The organism is Halomonas sp. NO4, from assembly GCF_010994375.1.
Classification (GTDB): Bacteria; Pseudomonadota; Gammaproteobacteria; order Pseudomonadales; family Halomonadaceae; genus Halomonas.
This window is the reverse complement of the sequence record NZ_WHMA01000042.1, coordinates 1-22,378: the sequence shown is the minus strand read 5'-3', so window position 1 is coordinate 22,378 and position 22,378 is coordinate 1. Positions and strand designations below refer to the sequence as shown.

Sequence of the window (22,378 nt, the reverse complement as noted above, 5' to 3'; positions counted from 1 at the left end):
TGGAGGTCATATCCTGGCCCAGCTCAGGGGGCGAATTCCACACCCAACGACGAAGAGCCATAAATTAACACCCAAACTGAGAGTTTATCATGATCCGGTGAGTTGCTAAGACAATCAGCAACTCATCATATCCCGACGACACCTTAGCCTGTGTCGCCATATATCGTAAATTCGCCACCATTATTTCCTTTTAATTTATCGCAAATTTTGTCAAAATCATTCAACCAGTTACGAAGGCTATTTATGAACAAAACCGCTCAACTCCCAGCATGGATCATCGACCGCTACCAACATCAGTTCCAGCAGCTCAACCTGTCGAGCCAAGAACGAGATCTCGCTATAGCGATCATTCAATATACACTTCCACCTCCTACAAAACCCGAGCTACAGCTGGCCTGCCAGCTATATGCCAGAGATCACGCGGCCCTTCCTTCCGAGCTGTCTGAGACACTCACGGGACTAGATTTTCTCACCTCATCGCCCTGCACGGACCCAGGAACGCAGTACCCTCTATGGTATGCGATCAGTCAAACTAGTTTTCTGAACCGGACGAGTAAAGACGCATTTCATGCCAGACAAATCCTGACTAGCTGGTTCACAAAAACGGTGCGTCACGCGGAACCTTCCATCTATAGAACTCAGGTCCAACAAGTCCGAGACATTCTCGTCGTTGCACTCGAAAACAGAGCTACCCATGGCGTCTCTTTGTCCAGTCATCAGGACGTAATCAAGGCCATGGGGCACCCCACGATGAGTGATCTCAGACATACCTGGGGACGCCATTATCAAACCTACTGTGCGCTGTATGAACAGCAGCGACAGCCTGGCCTGCGAGTCGGTCACGATCTGTCTGGATATCGGCGGACCGGGAATAATTCAGGCCGCACCAGGCAGCTCAACCGCTACCAGGTCCGACGACGTGAGCAGATCGCCGATGCCACGCCTGCTACCCAGCAGCGGATCACCGATAGGGTTCTCTCTGACAGGGCTCCCTCTGCGGATGGACTCGACTCAGCAATTGCCGAACTCGGTTTCCGATACACGAAAGGGGCATCTCGTCTATCAAAAGCCGATGAACCCGAGCTGGAAGCTCCCACAATCGAGCGTTCGACTCCATCTCAGCTAACGCCGAGCGACGACCGCAGGGCGACGCGCCAGGCGGTGCAGATGGCCGCCACCAACACGCTGCCAACGCAGGAGGATGTTCACCGCCTGACCCCCTGGCAGATTCGACAGACCCTCCTGCTCGAATTACCCCCATGCCAGTGGGCACTCGTGTGTCTGCTTCTCGTCACCGGAATGCCGGTCAATCGGCTTATCTCGCTGACACGCTCGTCGCATGACAGCGAGCCATGTGATGAATCCAACGCTGAATCACCGCAGTGGAACCCTGACTCTCTCACATGGCGCTACCGGTGCCGGGATGGGCCCAGCTCGGCTCAGGACGGCAATACCTCTCATCAATGGGTGACACTGCATCTGCCACCAGCAGTGAACAAAGCACTGCTCAGTGTCGATTCAGCGACACCGCTTGCCGGCAGTGTCAATCGCCTCAATCGACGGCTGCGAAGCGCCTTTCGTGATAAGCCTGGCCTGACTCCGACAGCCCAGCGGCTCAGCGCAACAGCATGGCTTTTCATGCGTGATTTGGCGCCCGACAATCACCTCGTCCATACCCTGCGAGGGGAATATGGTCGCCTGGAATCCGCACCGGCGGCCTACCGACAAATCGATCGTGCGTCCCTGCAGAATCTCTTCGATGCAGGATTAAGTCGCTGCGGCATTTCCGCTCTACCCTCACCGCCACCACACGCCAGTAAGGGTCGAATGGGCTCTAGTCGAGCCGTTCCGGCACCCTCCTGGCAACAATGGCATTCAGCTCTGCGTGATGCCATACAACAGGCTCGCCGCCCCCTCGAGCAATGGCTGCGCCCCGATCCGCTCCCACTTCATGCCGTGGTTGAGTATTGTCAACTGTCAGCAGCCTATAGCTATCTGGGGTGGCTACTGGCCACTGGCACACGACCGGTCTCAGCCACGACCCGAACACGCATCACGGACACTCTAGCCTGGATCAGCGACAAGAATTCACGTCGAGGCAGGGAGAGCCGCGTCATCCCGATCCTCCCGGCAATTGCCGAGCAACTGCAATCACATCATGCACTGATGGAGCAGACGGTTATCCTGTTGAAACGGAACGGCCACCCTATCGATGACCAGAGACAACCGAATCAGCAATGGCCAGCGTGGATCGAAGTGACCCAGCCCCGGCGACCTCGCTGTCGAGTGCGATCGCTCCACCATGCCGATTATCGTGAGATGCTGTCCCGACTGGTTGTTCCAGGCTGTTCATGCGACGCTCCTCTCCCCGCAGACAACGCCACGCGGCACAGCGTCATTACCGCGCTGCATTCAGTGATTCCCGAGGCCTCACTGGATGCCCTAGTGGGTCATGCTCGAATCGGCAGAGATCGCTGCCATCCTCGCGCCAACGCGCCCATCAACCAGTGGAAAGATTGTCAGGAAGCGATCTCTTCATGGCTACAGTCAACCGGGTACCGGACAATGAATATGGAGGATCTGCCATGGGGATGAGCCTATCGGCCCCATTGCTGATGGGACAGCTGATCGCGATCAAGGCAACCGTATGCGGTGTAAATCGGCGTGAGGAAACCGAGCGGATTCTCGATATGATCATGCCGTTCCAGGCTGATGATCGCATCGCTCTCGATAGCGATCAGGTCGAACAGCTGATTCAGACCTACCGATCGGCGCGTCAGGCAGCCGGGCAGACCTATCGACGGGAAGAGTGCCGTCGGCGCGTGACCCAGGTACTCGAAGCACTCAATAGCCTCCCTCACTGTTACAATGTGCTGCCCACCTCGCCCCAGGTGCTGCATCGCCCGACGGCCATGCCCCAGCGGGGGGAGCTCTTGCAGGATATCAAGGAAGCGCAATCGCTCCGCCCCCATATTCTCCAATGGTGTCGCCAACGCCAACATCCCGATGGCTGGCTATTGATCCTGGCGCTATCACTGGCGGCTAGGCTGGGAATGGGCGAAAGGGTAATCGTCTCGACGCTGGCTATGCTCCGCCAGGCGATGGTGGCAGAGGACTCATGGCTGTCAATTCCCTCCCAACCGATCGAACTGCCACAGGTCGGGTGGTATTCACTGCGTGTTCCCCATGATGTATGGCAGGCACTGCGTGCGATTCGTACCCGTGCGAAGGCCAGTTCCCCCGACACACTGCTGTTATTCTCCGAGCGTGATGCAGAAACCACACTGGTCAAGCGAGAGGCCAAACTGCGCAAACGCCTGCACAAGGCGTTTCAGGTCTACTACAAGTCGTCACAGTGTGACGACAAACTCATGTCCCCATCACACTGCGGAACTTGGTATAGCCTGGCCAGGGCGGCGCGCTATCTCCCGGTGTTCACAAATGTCCCTCCCCTGTGGGCAACGCTCCTCGCTCGTTATCCACTGCCCACCGGCACAACCCGCTCGCTACTTGGCTCATCCCGATGGAGAAGCGAGCCGGACATCCTCAATACCACGCTTGCCAAGTCATCTGTCAGTGTCCAAGCTCCGGAAACCTTGACTCAGGAACCGGGTAGCTGGGAAAGAGAGACAGATTCGCTGCCCGAGGATTGGCCACGACAATTGAAAAATACGGTCAATCAATTCCTGAATACCATACAGTCTGAAGTCGGCACACCCTATACCACAAGCGCCAATCGGCAAGCTGTTGAGTCGATCGTTCAGCAATATCAACATACACTGACGGCGCTGACTGGCACGCAAACCAGCTATGTGCACCTGCTGCTGGACTGGTGCTATGACCTGCTGTGCTGCCAGACAGGCGGTAAATGGATCACGGTAAGGACCTATCTTTCAAAGTTGAGTCATATTAGCCTGCTGGAACTCCCCGCCATACTGGACATGCAGGAGTGGGATGACGACACGATCGAGGAAGTTCAAGGCACACTGCATAGTCAGGAAAGCCTAGAATCCACCACTCGCTCCCAGACCTTGAATCTGATGCAGCGGTTTTTCACCTTTTGTGCCGAGCTCGGTCTGCTGGAAGGCCTCCATTTGCCTCAGATCGATATTGATGTCCCCATGAGCACCCTGCGCACGGAGATCATCACGCCACGAGAAGCTGAGCTCCTCTGGAACTTATTGACGCACAACAATGTGACCGGATCGACGCATCACATGTATGCCCTGTTGCTGGCGCTGGGCTGCTACGGTGGACTGCGTATTTCCGAAATTGCCAACCTGACCCTGAAGGATGTCCAGATCGAGCCCTGGGTAGCATTTTCTGACAACCTGATGGACACCAAAGACCCTGACTCAGGGCATGATGGGCTTACGCTGGCCTGCTGGATCATCGTACAAGGTGGCAAGAGCCCTGCCGCCAGACGTCGTATTCCTCTGCATGTGTTGGCATGCCGGGAGGTGATTCCCAGCATGCAGGAATGGGTACAAGAGCGTCGCCGTCAATGCCCCAAGAAGCCGCTGGATAACATCGCACTATTCGGCCCGCGGAACCATCCCGAAGCATACCGCAAGGAGGCCCTGAGTCGTGCGATTCAACCGCTCCTGAAGGACTACCTCGGGAAGCGCGTCGATTTTCACAGTCTTCGCCATGCAGCGGCGAGTTGGCTATTATTGAGACTGCACGCCGCCCAGCATCCGGATTTCGCCGAGAGCCTCACCTTTCGCTTTGATGAACTGTTCCAGCTCGACCGATGTCTGGAAGCGCTGGAGCATTTCTGCTCAACTGAGGGCGAAGGCATTCTTCAGCGAGGCAACCTGTATGAAGTGGTTGCCAAGTGGATTGGTCACCAACATTCAGGCACGACGCTACAGCACTATGCCCACACCCTTTCGATCATTCACTCTGATGTGCTACGAAGGGCCTGACGACACTGGTCGGGAGAGCGGCTGGAGAATGCCCTCTCCCGGACTGGCTACTTCTACCGAAGTAGGAAGAGGCGGTCTCATGTCTATCACTGGAGCCTCACTCTGACTAACGCGCTGCTATCAGTCAGCGTTATATATTCCATGTCATCGTGACCTGCCGTGCTGCCGACCTAGCGTAACCGCCTCTACTGGGCATCGAAACCAATGGCATTGGAGTCCTCCACTCCTCACGCCGGCGTCGCTGCCCACACGGGTGGTGGAAATCAACAGAAACCATCACTTCAGAAAGGAAACACCAGCGGCGTCAGTGCCAGCACGCCGGCAGAGTACGCCAGACTGACCGGCAAGCCGGTCTTCAGGAAATCGCTGATCTGGTAGCGGCCCGGCGAGTAGACCATCAGGTGGGTCTGATAGCCGTAGGGAATCAGAAAACAGGCGCTAGCCCCATAGGCCACGGCCATGATGAACGGCATGGGATCGGCACCGAAGGCCTGGGCGGTGGTCCAGGCGACCGGAAAGGCCAGCGCGGCAGCAGCATTGTTGGTGACGGTTTCGGTCAACAGCAATGTCAGCAAGTAGCAGCCCACGAAGGCGGCAAATACGCCATAGCCGGCGAACAGCGACTGCATGCCCTCCGCAAGCAGGGCCGCAGCGCCAGAGTTCTCCAGGCCCTGGGCGATAGCCAGCGCCGAACCGATGATCATCCATAGCTCGAAGGGAAAGCGCCGTCTCAGCTCGGCGGGACTCAATACCCGCCCGGCCAGCAGCCCGGCCATGAGCAGCAATAGACCATGGAATAGGGGCAGCACGTCCATGGCCGCCAACCCTATCGCCGCGCCAAAACCACCGAGCGTCAGCCAGCTCTCGGTGCGGCTGAGCTGAGGGCGGGTGAAGCTTCCGCTGAGCAGGTGAAAGTTGCGGTCGATATTGCGATGCTGGCGAAAATCGTTGCCCACGGCCAGCACGAGGCAGTCGCCCACCCGCAAAGGGATCTGACCCAGCTGCCCTTCCAGCCGCCTGCCACCGCGGCGAATCCCCACCACGCCGGCATTGAACATGCTGCGGAAGTCCACCTCCTGCAGTGTCTGCCCGGCCAGTTCCGATTCATGCGACACCACCACTTCGACCAGGTTGGTGGCCAGCAAATCATCGGCCCGGTGACCGAACAGCTTGAGCCCGGGAAAGCGCTGCAGCGCCTGCACTTTGCCCACTTCCCCGGTAAATACCAGGGTATCGCCGGCCTGGAGAATCTCCTCGGGTCCCACCGGGCTGATCAGGCGGCCTTCTCGCTCGAGCTCCAGCAGGTAGAGCCCCTCCAGGTTGCGCAACCGGTTGGCCTCGATGCTTTTGCCCACCATCGGAGAGTCGGCCTGCAGGTCGGCGGCAAGGAAATAGGAGAGCTTGTCCTCGGTGTCTTCCGGGCGGTGATGGGGCAAGGAGCGAGCGCGCCAGAGCAACACCGCAAAGCTGAAAAGCGCCACGGGCAGGCCGACCAGGGCGAACTGAAACATGCCCAGCTCACTGCCGGTGCTGTTCAATGCGAAGGAGCTGACGACCAGATTGGTCGAGGTGCCCACCAGCGTGGTCATGCCGCCAAGTATCGAGGCGTAGGAGAGTGGAATGAGCAGTCGCGAGGGTGTGATTCGCTTCTGCCGCGAAATGGCGCCCAGAAACGCGGCAACGACTGCCGTGTTATTGAGAAACGCCGAGAGCAGCGCGCTGGTGCCCATCAGGCGGACGGTGGCGCTGCTTTCGCGCCCGTTCAGCAGGCGCTGGGAGAGCCAGTCCAGCAGCGGCGTACGCTCCAGGGCCAGAGAGACCAACAGCAGCAGCAGCAGTGTCGCCAGTGCCGGGTTGGTGTACTGCGTCAGCAAGGTGGCGGTATCCACGAGCCCCAGTAGCAGGTAGGCACCGGCGAGGCTGACGAAAGCTATTGCCGGGCGAACCCATCCCGAGATCAGCAGGCCGATGAGTCCGGCAATGGAAAGCAGTACCGCCCAGGTCATCGCGCGTCGTCCTTGAAGGCTCGAAGAGGAAAAGGTTCGTGGCTTGTGGGATTCTACGCAGCCTTTTATGATGATGTCGAACGCGCGGTTTTCAGCCGCCATCAATTAGATTTAAAAACCTTTTAATACAACGTGTTGATATATTTTTGGCCACTAAATATTTAACGCCTGAAGCGCTTAACCCACGCCGATTCGAGGCGGTGAGGCTGCGCCTGGATGGCTATACCGTGGCCGATGCGGCAGAACGCACCGGACTCTCGGCGCCTACCGTGTCGGCTGCCTGGAAGGCCTTTCGCGAAGGCGGCTGGGAAGCGGTGCCGGTACGCCAGCGTGGTCGCAAGACTGGCCAGGCTACGCGCCTGGACGAGTCCGCCCAGCAAGTGTTGGTGCATTTGCTGGCGACTCAGCCGGACGACGACGAGCCGGCCTGGAGCGCTCGTGCCTTGGCCGAGACGCTCAATGCGCGGGGCCAGACGGTATCGCCGCGTGCCATCGAGCACTGGCTGGAGGCGCGAGACCTCAAGCCCAAGCCACGGGCGCTGGACGAACTTGAACGCCAGCGAACCCAGGCCGGCCGCTGGTATCGCCAGCGGGTGCAACCGGTGCTCGGTGCGGTTCGCGAATCAGGCGGCAGCGTCTGGAAGGGCGGCGTGCGAGTGGCCAAGCCGGTAAGTGGAGTGCCCGAGCTGCCCCGCTACCAGCTCTACCTGCACGGCAAGCGCGGGGCGCTTCATACCCGCTGCCTGACAGCCCCGCCCAAGGTTAATGATTACCTGACCCTGTTTCAGCGGCTGCGCGATCACGCTCCCGACAAGCCGGTGGCGCTGATGTTTCACGGCGCCGACTTCCAGGCCAGCGCCGAGATTCGCCAATGGCTGGATGCGCATCCCGATTTCCATCTGATCAACGTTCCCCCCGCTAACGGGCTCTGATTCCTTTACCCAGACAGGCCAATGACATGACGTCACTCACCCATCTACAGAAGCTGGAAGCCGAGAGCATCCAGATCATGCGCGAGGTGGTCGCCGAGACCGAGAACCCGGTGATGCTCTACTCGGTGGGCAAGGACAGCGCGGTGATGCTGCACCTGGCGCGCAAGGCCTTCGCCCCGGCGCCGCCGCCCTTCCCCCTGCTGCACGTGGATACCCGCTGGAAGTTCCGCGCCATGTACGAGTTTCGTGACCAGATGGCCAAGGAAATGGGCATGGACCTGCTGGTGCATATCAACCCCGAGGGGGTGGAGAAAGACATCAACCCCTTCACCCACGGCTCGACGATCCACACCGACGTGATGAAGACCGAGGGCCTCAAGCAGGCGCTGGACAAGTACGGTTTCGACGCCGCCTTCGGCGGCGCCCGTCGTGACGAGGAGAAGTCTCGTGCCAAGGAGCGAGTATTCTCCTTCCGCACCGCCCAGCACCGCTGGGACCCCAAGAACCAGCGCCCCGAGCTGTGGCGACTCTATAACACCCGCAAGCACAAGGGTGAGTCGATCCGCGTGTTCCCGCTCTCCAACTGGACCGAGCTGGATATCTGGCAGTACATCTATCTGCAGGATATCCCCATCGTGCCACTCTACTACGCCGCCGAGCGCCCGGTGGTGGAGCGCGATGGCACCCTGATCATGGTCGACGATAAACGCATGCCGCTGGAGCCCGGCGAGGTGCCGATGATGCGCAAGGTGCGTTTCCGCACCCTAGGCTGCTACCCGCTTACCGGCGCCATCGAATCCGAGGCCGACACCCTGCCGGCCATCATTCAGGAGATGCTCCTGACCAAAACCTCCGAACGCCAGGGTCGTGTCATCGACCACGACAGCACAGGCTCCATGGAAAAGAAAAAGCAGGAAGGATACTTCTGATGGCACACGCATCCGACATGATCGCCGGCGACATCGAAGGCTACCTGAAGGCGCACGAGCACAAGGGCCTCCTACGCTTCATCACCTGCGGCAGCGTCGACGACGGCAAGAGCACGCTGATCGGGCGGTTGCTGTTCGAGTCCAAGCTGTTGTTCGAGGATCAGCTGGCCGCCATCGAGGCGGATTCGAAGAAGTACGGCACTCAGGGTAGCGAGATGGATTTTGCGCTGCTGGTCGACGGCCTGACCGCTGAGCGCGAACAGGGCATCACCATCGACGTGGCCTACCGTTTCTTCTCCACCGACAAGCGCAAGTTCATCGTCGCCGATACGCCGGGACACGAGCAGTACACCCGCAACATGGTCACCGGTGCCTCCACCGCCGACGCCGCCATCCTGATGGTCGATGCCCGTCACGGCATCCTGACCCAGACGCGGCGGCACAGCTTCTTGATGTCGCTGATCGGCATGCGCCACGTGGTGGTGGCGATCAACAAGATGGACCTGGTGGACTACGCCAAGACGCGTTTCGACGAGATCGTCGAGGAATACCGAGCGTTTGCCAAGCAGTTGGGCCTGGAGGACATCACCTTCATCCCCATGTCGGCGCTCAAGGGCGACAACGTCATCGAGCACGGCCCTCACATGCCGTGGTACCACGGACCGACGCTGATGGCCTACCTGGAAACCGTCGAGGTGGACGAAGAGCGGCTGCAGCACGCCCCGTTCCGCATGCCGGTGCAGTGGGTCAACCGCCCCAACCTGGACTTCCGCGGCTTCACCGGCATGATCGCCAGTGGCCGAGTGAAGCCCGGGGATGCCATCCGGGTCCAGCCCTCCGGCAAGGCCAGCAGGGTCTCGCGCATCTACACCTTCGACGGCGATCTGGAAGAGGCGATCGCTGGGCAGTCCGTGACCCTGCTGCTGGACGACGAAATCGACATCTCCAGGGGCGATATCGTCGCCGGCGTGGAGCACCCCGCGCAGACCGCCGACCAGTTCGAGACCACCCTGGTATGGATGCACGAGCAGCCGCTGCTGCCAGGCCGCCCCTACCTGATGAAGCTGGGCACGCAGACCGTCTCGGCCACCATCAGCGACATCAAGTACCAGGTAAACGTCAACAACCTGGATCACATCGCGGCCAAGCAGCTCGATCTGAACGGTATCGGCGTGTGTACGCTGAGCCTCAACAAGCCGGTGGCGTTCGACCCTTACCAGGACAATGCCGATACCGGCGGGTTCATCCTCATCGACCGGATGAGCAACAACACCGTGGGCGCCGGCATGCTGCACTTCGCCCTGCGTCGCAGCCAGAACATCCACATGCAGCACGTGGATATCGACAAGCGGGCTCGGGCACTCACCAAGGGGCAAAAACCCGCGGTCCTATGGTTCACCGGGCTCTCCGGCGCCGGCAAATCGACCATCGCCAACCTGGTGGAGAAGAAGCTGCATGCCAACGGCCAGCACACCTACCTGTTGGATGGCGACAACGTGCGCCACGGTCTCAACCGCGACCTGGGCTTCACCGACGCCGACCGGGTGGAGAACATCCGCCGCGTAAGCGAAATGGCCAGGCTGATGGTGGATGCCGGGCTGATCGTGCTCACCGCCTTCATCTCGCCCTTCCGCAGCGAACGGCAGATGGCACGCGACCTGATGGGTGACGACGAGTTCATCGAGATCTACGTCGACACGCCGCTCGATGTGGCGGAAGAACGCGACCCCAAAGGCCTCTACAAGAAGGCCCGGCGCGGCGAGCTGAAGAACTTCACCGGCATCGACTCCGCCTATGAAGTGCCGGAGCATCCTGAGCTGCGCGTGGACACCACCCGCATGAGCAGCGAGGACGCCGCCGACGCCATCGTCGAGATGCTACGTGAGCGCCATATCATCGCCTGAGAGGCCCCTATGACACTTAACCTTTCCAACCTGCTCTCTAGCGTCGAGCAAATCGCCCTGGACGCCAGCGCCGCCATCATGCAGGTCTATTCCCGCGAGTTCACAGTCGAAGAAAAGGAAGACAAGAGCCCGCTCACCGAGGCGGACAAGGCGTCCCATGAGGTGATCGTGGCAGGCCTGCAGGCTCTGCCGGAGGGCTACCCGGTGCTCTCAGAGGAAGATGCCGAGGGCTTTTCGGATCCTGATGGCGCGGGGCGCTACTGGCTGGTCGATCCGCTGGACGGCACCAAGGAGTTCATCAAACGCAACGGCGAGTTCACCGTCAACATCGCGCTGATCGAGAATGGCCGGCCGGTGCTCGGCGTGGTCGTCGCCCCGGCGCTTGAAGTGAGCTATCTCGCCGCCAAGGGCGTGGGCGCTTTCAAGGTCGAGTGGGGTGCAGGAAAAGTCGGTGAGCGGCGGACGATCCGCGTGGCCGGCAAGCCGGCAGAGGGGGCTACCTGGCGGGCGGTGGGCAGCCGCTCCCATCCCAGCCCCGACCTGGCCGAATGGCTGGAAAAGCTCGGCAGCCATGAGATGGTCCCCATGGGCAGTTCGCTGAAGCTGTGTCTAGTCGCCGAAGGTACGGCGGATGCGTACCCGCGGCTGGGGCCAACCTGCCTATGGGACACCGGCGCCGCCCAGGCGGTGGTCGAGCAGGCCGGTGGCCGCGTGGAGACCCTGGAGGGCGAGCCGCTTTCCTACGCCACCCCGAGTGAGACACTCAATCCGCACTTTGTGGTGTGGGGCAGCCGCGACTGATCGCGCCCCAGAAGCACCGAAGCCCGGCAATAGCCGGGCTTCGGAATCAAATTACAGCAACTGACAGCTACAGAGTTGCTTTCGACATGACGTCTGTCAGTACCTGGCAGGTCTCGTCGATCTCGGCTTCCGTCAGGGTGGGGTGGCAAAGCAACATCAGGCTCGTCTCGCCCAGCTCGCGGGCCACCGGCAGAGGCCGTTCCGGCCGCCAACCGGTGCCTTCGAAGGCCTTCTCGCGATACACCTCGGAGCACGAGCCGGAAAAGCACGGCACGCCGCGGGCGACGATCTCACCCATGATGCGGTCGCGGTTCCAATCCGGCCTGAGGCTTTCGGGGCGCACGAACACGTAGCACTTGTAGGCGGCATGCTCAAGGTGCTCGGGAATGGCCGGCACGCGCAGTGCGGGGCATTCGCCCGCCGCCTGCCAGATGCGCCGGGCATTGGCCTGGCGTGCCGCCTTCCATTCGGGCATGCGGGCCAGTTGAATGCGCCCGATGGCGGCCTGCATCTCGGTGAGCCGCCAGTTGGTACCGAAGCTTTCATGCAGCCAGCGAAAGACCGGCAGATGCTCGCGCTCGTACACCGCTGCCCAGCTCTTGCCGTGATCCTTGTAGGCCCACATGCGCCGCCACAGCGCCTCGTCGTTCGTGGTGACCATGCCGCCCTCGCCACCGGTGGTCATGATCTTGTCCTGGCAGAACGACCAGCAGCCCACATGGCCGATGCTGCCCACGCTGCGCCCCCAGTACGTGGCACCGTGGGCCTGGGCGCAATCCTCGATCACGAAGAGCCCGTGTCGCTCGGCCAGGGCCATCAGCTCTTCGATTTCGCATGGCCAACCGGCCAGATGCACGGCCATGATCGCCCGCGTGTTCGGGGTGATCTTTTCGGCCACCGTCTCGGCCGTAACGTTCTGGGAGTCGCGATCCACATCGGCGAACACCGGCACGGCCCCCGCCGTGACGATGCTCGACGCCGAAGCCAGGAAGGTACGCGAGGTGACGATCACCTCATCGCGCCCCCGGCCCTCGCCTTCGCCGATGCCCAGCCCCTTCAGGGCCAGGTCCAGCGCCGTGGTGCCGTTGGCCACGGCCACCGCATGCTCAGTACCGGCAAAGGCCGCGAATTCCTTCTCGAATTCGCGGCCTTCGGTGCCGGTCCAGTAGTTAACGCGGTTCGACAGCAATACACGCCGAACCGCCTCGGCCTCCTCCTCGGTGAAGGAAGGCCAAGGCGAAAAGGGTCCGTTCAGCATTTCAACATCCACTCAACTCATGTGCAGAGAACGAGGCACAGCCCGCAGCCGTTATCCCACCACCGTCTGCCAGATGTAGCGCAGATCACCGGCCAGGCTCCAGTCGCGAATGTACTCGAGGTTGATACGCACCTTGTCGGGCCAGATCACCTCGCGGTTGTAGGCTTCCGGATCGTCCGCTGCGGCTAGCAGGGCTTCCTCGTTGCGGTATTTCAGGGTTGCCGGGCCGGTAATACCGGGGCGAATGCTCAGCAAGCACCGCTCTTCGCCGGTCAGCTTGTCGGCAAAACCGGGCACGTCCGGCCGCGGGCCCACGAAGCTCATATCGCCCAGCAACACGTTCCACAACTGGGGCAACTCGTCGATCTTGGTTTTGCGAAAGATCCGCCCCAGCGGTGTGATGCGAGGATCGCCCGACCGGGTAACCGTGGTCGTCAACTCGCGGCTGGGGCGCATCGTCTTGATCTTCACCACGGTAAACCGCTTGCCGTCCTTGCCTACCCGCTGCTGGGTAAAAAAACCGTTGCTGCGGGTATCAAGACTGGCGGCCAGCCAGGCCAACAGAATCAACCAACCGGTCAGCACCAACCCGAAGGCAGACAGCACGAAATCGAAGGTGCGCTTCACCAGCGCCTGCCCCTCGCTCAAACCCTGAGATTCAATCGCGATAGCCATATCGGTCCAATGTCTCTCCCACCAGGGCTTCCAGACGGTGGATGTCGGCATCCTCGAGCGAGGCCCGTCCCTTGCCGATGCTGCGGCTGGATACACCCGCCACGGCCTCTTCGATGCGTTCAGGCGCCGCCTGGATGCCGAGAAAATCCAGCACACGTGCCAACTCGGCTTGCGGGTTACGCACGAAGGTTTCATAGCGCACGCGAATCACCCGTTCCTGGGGCAGCTCGGCCAACGCCGCCTCGGCCTTCTCCACACAGCGCTGCCACTGCAAGGCGCACACTTCGTTCAGGCTATGCCGCTCGAGAATCTCCGGCATGCCATCGAGCGCCGGTCCCCAAAAAGCCAGGCGCTTTTCGCGAGAGAACAGACGATACACATGGCTCCACAGATATCGGGCCCCGTAATAGGGCAAATCCGTCAGCGGTACGAAGCGCACTTTCTGCATCAGGTAGGGGATATCCAACTCGGCCTGCCAACGCAGCTTGGCCGAGCCAGTGGTATCGATCCCGTCCCGGTGGATGAACACATACCGGGCATCCGGTACGGTGCGTGCCACAAAAGGCACCCGCAGGCTGTTGGCGCAGGTCTTCTCGACAACGGTCTGTGCCTGGTAGCGCTGGGCAACCCAGGCAAATTGCTTCTGCATGTAGGCCTGCACCGCGGGCGTGGCCCGCTCGGCCGGTAGCTCATCGGAGGGGTAGCGCACGTTGCCGTGCCGCCACAGGTAGTTGATCTCGTCACAGGGCCAGGTGGACACACCCTCGAATGAGCACAACACGTCGCGCAGCATGTTGGTCCCACTTCGTGGAGCCCCTACGATGATAACTGGTGAAAAAGGCAAAATGGATCACTCAGGTTGAGGAATATCGATACCAAGCTCTTGGTAGGTCGTGAAATAGGCGGCCTGAATCTGTCTCATGTCGAACTCTCTAACGGCCAGTTCGCGCGCCTGCAGCCCGAAGCGCAACCGTTGTTCGGGGCTAGCAATCAACTCGATGACCTTCTGCGTCATGGCCTCGACATTTCGCTCAGCCACGAGATACCCCGTTTCGCCATGGCGTACCGCCTCGCGAACGCCCGGCACGTCGAACCCTACCGTTGGCAGCCCGGTAGCCGCCGCTTCCATCACCGCACGGGGTACGCCTTCACGATAGGAGGGAAATAGCAGCAAATCGGCTTCACGCATCAGCGGCACCACATCGGCAAGCCGCCCAGCGTACTCCACACCAGGCTGCGCAAACAGCCATTCAGCCTGCACGGCGTCAGGGTGTACCGGATCTTCCTCTCCTGCCCAGACGAACCGTGCCCTCGGGTACTGCTCACGCACCCTTTGCGCCACTGCGGCAAACTCAGCAGTACCCTTCTGCCCCAGCAACCGCCCCAGCATGATGATGACTGGCGTTTCTGGATCATGATCATAACGATCCATGAAGTCGAAAAGAGAAAGATCAATGCCAGACCCCACGATCAGCCGCTGACGCACTGGCATCACCCAGCCATTGGTTTGGAAGAGTGCCTGATCATCGCGGTTCTGGAATACCGTCATATCGGATTTCGGCAAGGCCCACCGATACCCCGCACTCGCCAGCTGAGTGACCCAACCGCCTTTGACGAAGGCATGGCCCAGGCCGGTGATGGAATTGACGACACGCACCTGATCACCCAGTTGCTGGCGAGCCACGAGCGAACCAAGTATGACCGGCTTGGCATGAAAGTGGTGTACCAGCGCAGGCCGATAGCGTCGATAAATCTCACGCAAGCGCCGATAGGCAAGAATGTCAGTCGTCAAAGAGAAGCCACCGCGGCTAAAGGTGACTGGCTCAAGAGTCGCACCTAGCGCAACCAGGTCGTGGCATTCACCATCATCCGCCGAGGCCAGAACGACTTGCCAACCTTGGTCGAGAAAGTGGCGAATTATATCTTGGCGTGAGCTTTTGAGGGCATAGCCACGGTTGGCGGCAAAAAGAGCGGTATTGTTCCTTATATGAATCAAAGGGTTTTCCTTGTCGACTCCAACCAAGCCTGAAACATCAACACATCCCATAAATAGTAGTGCCAGCGACGCTTTCCAGAAACATGCTCGTTCCACATTTTCCGAATGGGGAATGGATCGAAATATCCTTCCTCACGCAGGCGCTGCTCCCCGAGCAATTCTTCAGTCCACTCCCTTAGTGGACCACGTAACCAATGCTCGATAGGTACACCAAAGCCCATCTTCGGGCGCTCCATCAGTTGACGCGGCACGTAGCGATATAGCACTTGCCTAAGCAGCCACTTACCTTGCCCATCTCGGTACTTATATTCGGTCGGAACCCTCCAGGCGAACTCGACCAATCGATGATCGAGCAGAGGTACACGCGCTTCCAGGCTCACCGCCATGCTCGCGCGGTCGACCTTGGTGAGGATGTCGTCGGGCAGGTAGGTCGTCTGATCAAGATACATCATCTGCTCACGAAGGCCCGGTAAAGAAGGAAGATCAGTTAAGCGGGTTAACCTACCGGGCTCAGTACTCCTCAAGACGACCGATGCCGGATTTTTTTGGTGGGATACCAAGGAGCGATAAAAATCAAGCCCATCTTGGGCGCTTAACGCTTCTCCCAGCTTCTCTAACTTATTCGATATGTTGGGAATGCGCCTTTTTTGCGGCAGAGACTGCATCCAGTGCTGCATATCATACTGTGCCAAACACTCAACACCACGTCCGAGCAATTTACGTAACGACCTAGGTAGCCGTGACGCTCTAGACCAAGTTCTGGGACCAACGATATGGCGATTGTAGCCGCAAAATAGCTCGTCGCCCCCATCCCCGGATAAGCTGACAGTCACATGCCGCCGGGCAAGCTCGCTAACGAGAAGCGTAGGAATCTGAGAGGAATCAGAGAAAGGCTCGTCATAGATCGCGGGCAACTTAGGGATAACAGCCATCGCCTGTTCAGGCGTGATATAAAGCTCAGTATGATCCGTCCCCAAGTGCTTGGCCACTGCCCTGGCATGTTTAGCTTCGTCATAAGCTTCTTCGTGAAAGCCTATGCTGAAGGTTTTCACAGGATTCTCGCTCTGCGCCTGCATTAGGGCAGCCACAGTCGTTGAGTCATAGCCTCCTGACAGAAAAGCCCCCAACGGAACATCAGCCATCATGCGACAGCCGACCGCATCGCGCAGGAGAGCGTCCAGCTCATCCGTTAGCACTTCTGGTCCACTCGCTAGGCTAGTAACACCCTGTTCCGCTATGTGACTCAGATTCCAGTAGCATACCGGCTCTGCAACATCGCGACCGTTCTCACGAATAATAACGTAATGCGCTGGTGGCAACTTGGCGATGCCCCGATAGATACTCCAAGGGGCTGGAACATAATTGTGACGCAGGTAAAGCGTCAAGGCATCCCGATCTACCTCACCCCGCCAAGCAGGATGTGCAGAAAGCGCTTTCAACTCAGATCCGAAGAGAAAGACATCTCCACTGCGTCCATAGTAAAGAGGCTTTTCGCCCATCCGATCTCGCGCCAAGCACAATGTTCGCTCAGCCCGGTCCCAAAGTGCAAAGGCAAACATCCCATTGAGACGATCAAGAGTGTGTTGAATACCCCAGTGGCGAAGAGCGGCTAGCAGAGTTTCCGTATCCGAGTGGCCGCGCCAGGCAAAGACAGCGCCCTGTCGTTCCAGCTCTACGCGGAGTTCACTATGATTGTAGAGTTCGCCATTATAGACGAGAACGAAACGGCCACAAGGCGAGTGCATGGGCTGGTGCCCAGCGGGGGAGAGGTCCAGAACAGATAGTCGACGGTGTATCATAGCCAAAGCAGCGCTATCATCGAACCAGGCTCCGGAATCATCAGGACCACGCGACTCGATACTGGACGCCATTCTCTCAGCAATGGAAAGTGCAGATCGGCTTTCCCCCCAGAACCCTGCGAGTCCACACATTAGCGATGCCCTCGTGATGCTGGAAGAGCAATAGCTTCCTTAAGTACTCGGGCATATTCTCGGCCCCAATGGTCGGTACCGAAATTTTTAAAGGCATAATCTGCTGCGTTTCTTCCAACCTGCTCACAGAGCACCGGTTTTTTTTGGCAGTACAAGATTTTCTCAGCCCATGCTCCAGGATCATCAATGCCCATAACCCAGCCTGTGACACCTTCTTGAACAATTTCAGGCATACCGCCGGCCTTGCTCACAAGCACAGGCAACCCTATCGCCATCGCTTCTTGAACCGCATTAGGCACTCCCTCATCTCTAGAGGGCATAACCAGCACATCAGCTTGTGTCATGAGATCCTTTACATCTTCACGCCAGCCCAGAAGGCTAACATTCTCTTCTAGACCGTATTCATGTAAGCGCTCTAAAAACTGGAGATCCTGAACATCATCATAAGCAAGCCACAACTCACATGAAAACAACACATCTCTATTTATAGCCAACCGCAAAGCCTCTATGATTTCCATCTGATTCTTTCTATCACAAATAGTCCCCACCTGAAGAATCACAAAAGGAGAATCTTCAGGCTTCTTCTGTTGTGCACGCATATCACGAAAAGGCTTCAAAGAAGCCAAATCAATACCTGGAATAATTGCTCTAAATTTATTCTGATACTGGCTTGCTAATTTTTCCCCGAATATTTTATTAGGCGCAGCAGCATACTGGAACACCACGTACAGGCTAGCCCAGAGCCCAAACAGGTGAAGCCAGCGGATAACGCCCTTCGAAGGAAGTTCATAGTCCACATCCCAAACAAGAGGTCGACGACTCAGCAACGCCCCAATTGCTCCAAAAGCAATGCCCTTGCTGCCGCGCACCCAAACCACATCACTTTGCATCTTACAGATGCAACGAAAAAGTTTGTAATTCTGTCGCAAAAGATCGACAGCCACTCTCAGCCTGAACCACAGTCCACCAGAGAATAATGCCCGCTGACGCAAACCAAGCACACCCAATGCTTCGACCACTGCTGTCTCATGGCCTTCTGCGTTTGCAACCTGTAGGAATTCGCTGCCTGACCGGCTGGCAATGCATGTGTCGATACCGTGACTCTTCAGGGCCGAGGCAAGCGTCAGTAATCTTCGAGGAGCCCCTGTAAGCCCGCCCGGCGTGGTCATATAAGCAAGGAGTCGTGTCATATTGAATGTGTCACTGCATTTCGGCTTCTAGCACCATGTTTTAGAAGGCGCCGATCAAGCGGCATGATAAAAGTAGCCAGGATCACCATAGCCGGTACTACGGCGTGGAAAAACGCATAAACCGAAGGGCTGTGCGGTTGCAAATAAAACAGCGCGTACAGGAAGATGATTATCACCAGTGGATGGCCGGAATTGGTGCGGTAGAAGGCGGACAGAACTTTTAACAGAGCACCGTAAATTAAAAATACCATGAGTACGCCTGCATATGAAAAGTTCCAATAAGCCTCGCCTATAGGACCAGGCGGAATAGCGGTGAGGGGTCTCTCGTAGATTCGAATGGCGTTCAGTTTTCCCGCAGCATCGGGTTTCTCTCCCCACATAGCGCTTGGAATAAATATAAAAGGAATCGAGAGGTAGGACTCCCCCCAAAGATAGGGGACCTGCGTCGGCACCCGTCCCAGAACGGCGATCTTTCCGCTATTTTCCCCGCCTCCACTTTGAAGCTCTTCAACGGTGGTCAGCACCCAATCACTAAGCCCCCCTTGTACATTTACTTCTCCGAAGGAATTGACTTTCTGTGTCGCAGATCGATACTGACCCAGCCCCCCTACCACCACGAGAGTAACGACGATACCCAGAACGATGACTCGATAAGGCACCTGCCTGCGGTGCATCATCCAAAGTGTGCCAACCATCACCAACGGAATCACGGTACCTCCCCGTGACCCGGTGACTGAAAACTTGATAGCGAGAGCTGTAAACAGCAGAAACCAGAATGTTGGACGCCGGATCGCACGAACTTCACAGGCTAACCAAACCAGTGGCGCAACTCCTCCGATAGTGGCCAAATAATTCCAGTGGCCTCCTATCAAAGCTGCAATCCGTTGATCCGAGGGAATGCCTCGCTGCATTAGCACTGTCTCCAACCCACCGCCGACACTTGCGAGCACAAGTAGTGCCACTCCTGAGACGCCGACCCACGCCGCCGTTTTAAAGAATAATCCTCCTGTCCGTGGCAATTTCATTGATGAAGTCCAAAGTCGCGGCGCTAGAGTGTAACCCATGTAAAGAGCTAGTAACGCAACGGCTTCCAGCAAGAAGGCTTTTGCCACAAGCCCGTTAAGCTCTCTGCTACTCAGCGCACCAAGGGCACGGTGATAATCGAGCCCGGTAGCTGCAAGTATGGCCTGGCCCTCGAGTAATCCTCGGACACCCACCCAAATTACGTAGAAGACTATCGGATGAAAGATTCCAGCCTTAAAAAGCGGCCAGACAAACGGAAGAGCCAGCGCGCCCAGATAAGCCAAGAAAGCACAAAATAGCACCGCACGTCCTGCGTCCTCTGTGCTCAGAGCAAATGGCGCCCCTATCAAGCCAATCGACAAGATAACACAGACAGCAGTTATACGTTCAGCCGGAGTCATTCCGACGAAGGGGCTATCTGGCGAGCGCCGAAACATCGCCTTCAAGCCTGACTCTCCATCATCGTTTTCAACTTGTTCCTCTCTTGTGAAAAGGCCGACTCAAGCTCTTCCCGGAATGTAGTGGAAAGCTCCTCCTTCGGCTGTGGCTTATCATTCAACCGGGCCAGACCATAGCCTTTCTTGATGCCTAGCGCCATGCGCACCTCACCCCCACACCGGATTAACCGCTGAAGGAACCGGCTACGATGACCTCGCGCTTCGTTGGCTGGCGGGAAAGTATCACGACCATCATCTTCCACCTCTAGGTACGACAAAACGCGCCGGTACTCGCGTGCAGGATCTTCATGCATCCATTCCAATGGCACATGGAGTACACGCTCCGTCGGCACGTGCTGGTAGAGTCGCTGCAACAGCGAACCCAAGCTGCATGCGGCGTGGTATTGCAAGAACGCAGGCTCCTTACAATTTCTTGGCAATTGCCTCCCTGCCGCTCGTTCCTTCTGCAGATTCCAGGCAGATTCAAAGGAATCATTATCCTCATGAAGGACTCGACGGTTGTGGTGGTAAAGAGAGTGCGCCATAGCCACCGGATCCCTTGTCATCACAATATAACGAGCATCCGTGTGCTTTCGTTCAATATTCGCTACTGCCTCGTTTGAAAAAAGATACCAGGTTGACGCTTCACCGATGGCTCGATGTGTATCACTTGCTCCTTTGAAAAGCCTAGCATACCGCCGGCTATCTGTGATATTGCGATTTGCCAAATCCGTGCTGTAATAGTGAGGCTCTTTAATCGGCGATAAGAACACCTGTGGGTGGGCTTCTAGCCAATGCGCTAGAGAGGTGGTTCCACACTTCGGTGCACCGAGGATGAAGAAGTTGGGTTGTCTACTCATAAAAGTCAGTAGCCGATATCACGATGGATTGCTTTCCAGCATACGTTTAAACTGTTCAACATAACTTGAGTAATTTAGCCTCTCCATAGCAAATAGCAAACTATTAGCTTTACAAGCTTCCAGATATTCTGGATTCTTCGCCATCAAAGTAACACCTTCAGCGATAGAGGCCTTGTCAAACGTTACCAAAAGACCTGCGCTAGAATCGTTTACAAAGGACTCCTGCAACTCAATTCCACGGCTGGCGAGCACAGCCAAACCCATGCCCATATATTCTGCTAACTTTGTAGGAGATGCTTCGCGATATTGAGGAAGCGCTGGTATCAAGCTCAGACCAACATCAGCACCCTGTAAAAAACTTGGAAGCTTCCGTCGCGGAACAGAACAAGCAAATCGAATCCGACCTTTATTCTCCCATTCTTTCACTCCTGAAATAGTTCGGAGCGCATTAATCTCTTGAGGCTTTCCGCCCACGAACAAGAACACCGCATCTACACCCGAATCCAGAGCGCTGACGCTACCTTCCATTACCACGTCCAAATTCCGTCGCGGCGCATGCGTACCAATATAGATAAACCGTATTGACTCGGTAACACCACCCCATACATCTTCTTCAATAGTGGATGCCGCTGGCAGATCGGTCAGTAGAGGTACCACAAGACCTGAAGCTTTTCGCGAACACAGTTTTTTTGCTCTTTGCAGCCCCAAAGGGCTGACCGCTAGCACACCATCTACACTAAAACTTCCCACACGAATAACAGTTCGATATGCGAATCGCTCCAAATAATTTTTTTCTTGCAACTCCAGCGGAAAGCTGCTTTGAAAAATAAAACCATCGGCCCTATGCCGCAGGCTAGCTCCCACTAATAAAAGCGCAGGATGATTACGCACAAAAATGATGGCTTTCTCTCCTCGTCGATGAGCCTTATCTATCAGAATGCCAGCAACTTTACGAACAGCAATCATTGCAAATATCCTAGTTCGCCCCCCGCGTGAAATATCTGGGATAACAGGAAGACAGACAGAATGAAAATACCGAACCGGAGCGATCGGTCCACTTGGCGGCGCCATTACCAGCAACTCTACGCGCACGTCACTATAAAGTGGAAGTGCCTGCGCCAGCATGCCCGTTACAAAAGAGTGGTCCGGGGGATATGACTTATCAATCAAACAGATAAGCGTTATCTTTTTTTTCGCCATAAGAAAAACACACTCTGATGCATCAGATGATTTTCCAAATTAATAAATCGCTGATCAACCCATCTGTGAACAGCTATTTCTACAGTGTCACAAATATCACCATCGGCTATGCATGAACATCATAATACCTTGGTGTAGATGCCAACCTAACGTTGACGGAATCACTCAGATGCCGCTGAGCGCGTTGTGCTACCCCGGGGCCGGCACCCTTCGGATAGAGTACGATGCCTTCTGCCTGGGCCTGTTAATCCCTATGCGTCAACGTAGTTGTCACCTAAACGGATTGAGAGGTGATCAACGTGCGTTAC

Annotated in this window: 16 protein-coding genes; 6 read left to right on the top strand and 10 right to left on the bottom strand. The window is 57.5% G+C overall.

Annotated elements, in window-relative coordinates:
• The first annotated feature begins 243 nt into the window (after window positions 1–243).
• Window positions 244–2,595 (top strand): hypothetical protein, encoded by a 2,352-nt coding sequence (locus FEF15_RS17310; RefSeq protein ID WP_163560414.1) that lies wholly within the window; start codon window positions 244–246, stop codon window positions 2,593–2,595.
• Window positions 2,538–4,928, top strand: coding sequence for a tyrosine-type recombinase/integrase (locus FEF15_RS17305; RefSeq protein ID WP_163560413.1), 2,391 nt, complete (start codon window positions 2,538–2,540; stop codon window positions 4,926–4,928). The genes FEF15_RS17310 and FEF15_RS17305 overlap by 58 nt, the downstream gene beginning before the upstream one ends.
• Before the next feature lie 281 nt (window positions 4,929–5,209).
• Here FEF15_RS17305 and FEF15_RS17300 read toward each other — a convergent pair whose 3' ends face one another.
• Window positions 5,210–6,934, bottom strand: coding sequence for an SLC13 family permease (locus FEF15_RS17300; RefSeq protein WP_163560412.1), 1,725 nt, complete (start codon window positions 6,932–6,934; stop codon window positions 5,210–5,212).
• Between the two features lie 200 nt (window positions 6,935–7,134).
• On the opposite strand from FEF15_RS17300, the gene FEF15_RS17295 reads away from it, so the two are divergent.
• The 4 genes from FEF15_RS17295 to cysQ are packed head-to-tail and all read left to right on the top strand — an operon-like array spanning window position 7,135 to window position 11,500.
• Window positions 7,135–7,866, top strand: a complete 732-nt coding sequence (locus FEF15_RS17295) for a helix-turn-helix domain-containing protein (protein ID WP_163560411.1) — start codon at window positions 7,135–7,137, stop codon at window positions 7,864–7,866.
• Window positions 7,867–7,892: 26 nt separating this feature from the next.
• Complete coding sequence (cysD, locus tag FEF15_RS17290; RefSeq protein WP_163560410.1) at window positions 7,893–8,795, top strand: sulfate adenylyltransferase subunit CysD; 903 nt, start codon at window positions 7,893–7,895, stop codon at window positions 8,793–8,795.
• A complete protein-coding gene (gene cysN / locus FEF15_RS17285) occupies window positions 8,795–10,699 on the top strand; it encodes a sulfate adenylyltransferase subunit CysN (protein WP_163560409.1) in 1,905 nt (634 codons plus the stop codon). Before cysD ends, cysN begins: the two co-directional genes overlap by 1 nt.
• Before the next feature lie 9 nt (window positions 10,700–10,708).
• Window positions 10,709–11,500: a 3'(2'),5'-bisphosphate nucleotidase CysQ gene (cysQ, locus tag FEF15_RS17280; protein ID WP_163560408.1), complete on the top strand. Its 792-nt coding sequence runs from the start codon at window positions 10,709–10,711 to the stop codon at window positions 11,498–11,500.
• A 67-nt stretch (window positions 11,501–11,567) separates the two neighbouring features.
• On the opposite strand, the gene FEF15_RS17275 is transcribed toward cysQ, so the two are convergent.
• The 9 genes from FEF15_RS17275 to FEF15_RS17235 are packed head-to-tail and all read right to left on the bottom strand — an operon-like array spanning window position 11,568 to window position 21,836.
• Window positions 11,568–12,758, bottom strand: coding sequence for a DegT/DnrJ/EryC1/StrS aminotransferase family protein (locus FEF15_RS17275; protein WP_163560407.1), 1,191 nt, complete (start codon window positions 12,756–12,758; stop codon window positions 11,568–11,570).
• Between the two features lie 51 nt (window positions 12,759–12,809).
• A complete protein-coding gene (locus tag FEF15_RS17270) occupies window positions 12,810–13,433 on the bottom strand; it encodes a sugar transferase (protein WP_163560406.1) in 624 nt (207 codons plus the stop codon).
• Window positions 13,417–14,277 (bottom strand): sulfotransferase, encoded by an 861-nt coding sequence (locus FEF15_RS17265; protein ID WP_163560405.1) that lies wholly within the window; start codon window positions 14,275–14,277, stop codon window positions 13,417–13,419. The genes FEF15_RS17270 and FEF15_RS17265 overlap by 17 nt, the downstream gene beginning before the upstream one ends.
• A 6-nt stretch (window positions 14,278–14,283) precedes the next feature.
• The gene (locus FEF15_RS17260) at window positions 14,284–15,456 is read right to left on the bottom strand and encodes a glycosyltransferase family 4 protein (protein WP_205598568.1); all 1,173 of its coding nucleotides are present in this window, start codon (window positions 15,454–15,456) and stop codon (window positions 14,284–14,286) included.
• A complete protein-coding gene (asnB, locus tag FEF15_RS17255; protein WP_163560403.1) occupies window positions 15,426–17,360 on the bottom strand; it encodes an asparagine synthase (glutamine-hydrolyzing) in 1,935 nt (644 codons plus the stop codon). Before asnB ends, FEF15_RS17260 begins: the two co-directional genes overlap by 31 nt.
• Window positions 17,360–18,550, bottom strand: a complete 1,191-nt coding sequence (locus tag FEF15_RS17250) for a glycosyltransferase family 4 protein (RefSeq protein ID WP_205598567.1) — start codon at window positions 18,548–18,550, stop codon at window positions 17,360–17,362. Before FEF15_RS17250 ends, asnB begins: the two co-directional genes overlap by 1 nt.
• Window positions 18,547–20,010, bottom strand: coding sequence for an O-antigen polymerase (locus FEF15_RS17245; RefSeq protein ID WP_240454224.1), 1,464 nt, complete (start codon window positions 20,008–20,010; stop codon window positions 18,547–18,549). The genes FEF15_RS17250 and FEF15_RS17245 overlap by 4 nt, the downstream gene beginning before the upstream one ends.
• Before the next feature lie 5 nt (window positions 20,011–20,015).
• A complete protein-coding gene (locus FEF15_RS17240; protein WP_163560401.1) occupies window positions 20,016–20,870 on the bottom strand; it encodes a sulfotransferase domain-containing protein in 855 nt (284 codons plus the stop codon).
• 18 nt (window positions 20,871–20,888) lie between these two features.
• Window positions 20,889–21,836, bottom strand: a complete 948-nt coding sequence (locus FEF15_RS17235; RefSeq protein ID WP_163560400.1) for a glycosyltransferase — start codon at window positions 21,834–21,836, stop codon at window positions 20,889–20,891.
• Between the last annotated feature and the right edge of the window lie 542 nt (window positions 21,837–22,378).

Bases quoted from the DNA above. Each gene is read 5' to 3' on its own strand.
- FEF15_RS17310 (WP_163560414.1), top strand. From the start codon at position 244: ATGAACAAAACCGCTCAACTCCCAGCATGGATCATCGACCGCTACCAA.
- FEF15_RS17305 (WP_163560413.1), top strand. From the start codon at position 2,538: ATGGCTACAGTCAACCGGGTACCGGACAATGAATATGGAGGATCTGCC.
- FEF15_RS17300 (WP_163560412.1), bottom strand. From the start codon at position 6,934: ATGACCTGGGCGGTACTGCTTTCCATTGCCGGACTCATCGGCCTGCTG.
- cysD (WP_163560410.1), top strand. From the start codon at position 7,893: ATGACGTCACTCACCCATCTACAGAAGCTGGAAGCCGAGAGCATCCAG.
- cysN (WP_163560409.1), top strand. From the start codon at position 8,795: ATGGCACACGCATCCGACATGATCGCCGGCGACATCGAAGGCTACCTG.
- cysQ (WP_163560408.1), top strand. From the start codon at position 10,709: ATGACACTTAACCTTTCCAACCTGCTCTCTAGCGTCGAGCAAATCGCC.
- FEF15_RS17275 (WP_163560407.1), bottom strand. From the start codon at position 12,758: ATGCTGAACGGACCCTTTTCGCCTTGGCCTTCCTTCACCGAGGAGGAG.
- FEF15_RS17270 (WP_163560406.1), bottom strand. From the start codon at position 13,433: ATGGCTATCGCGATTGAATCTCAGGGTTTGAGCGAGGGGCAGGCGCTG.
- asnB (WP_163560403.1), bottom strand. From the start codon at position 17,360: ATGTGTGGACTCGCAGGGTTCTGGGGGGAAAGCCGATCTGCACTTTCC.
- FEF15_RS17250 (WP_205598567.1), bottom strand. From the start codon at position 18,550: ATGACACGACTCCTTGCTTATATGACCACGCCGGGCGGGCTTACAGGG.
- FEF15_RS17245 (WP_240454224.1), bottom strand. From the start codon at position 20,010: ATGTTTCGGCGCTCGCCAGATAGCCCCTTCGTCGGAATGACTCCGGCT.
- FEF15_RS17240 (WP_163560401.1), bottom strand. From the start codon at position 20,870: ATGAGTAGACAACCCAACTTCTTCATCCTCGGTGCACCGAAGTGTGGA.
- FEF15_RS17235 (WP_163560400.1), bottom strand. From the start codon at position 21,836: ATGATTGCTGTTCGTAAAGTTGCTGGCATTCTGATAGATAAGGCTCAT.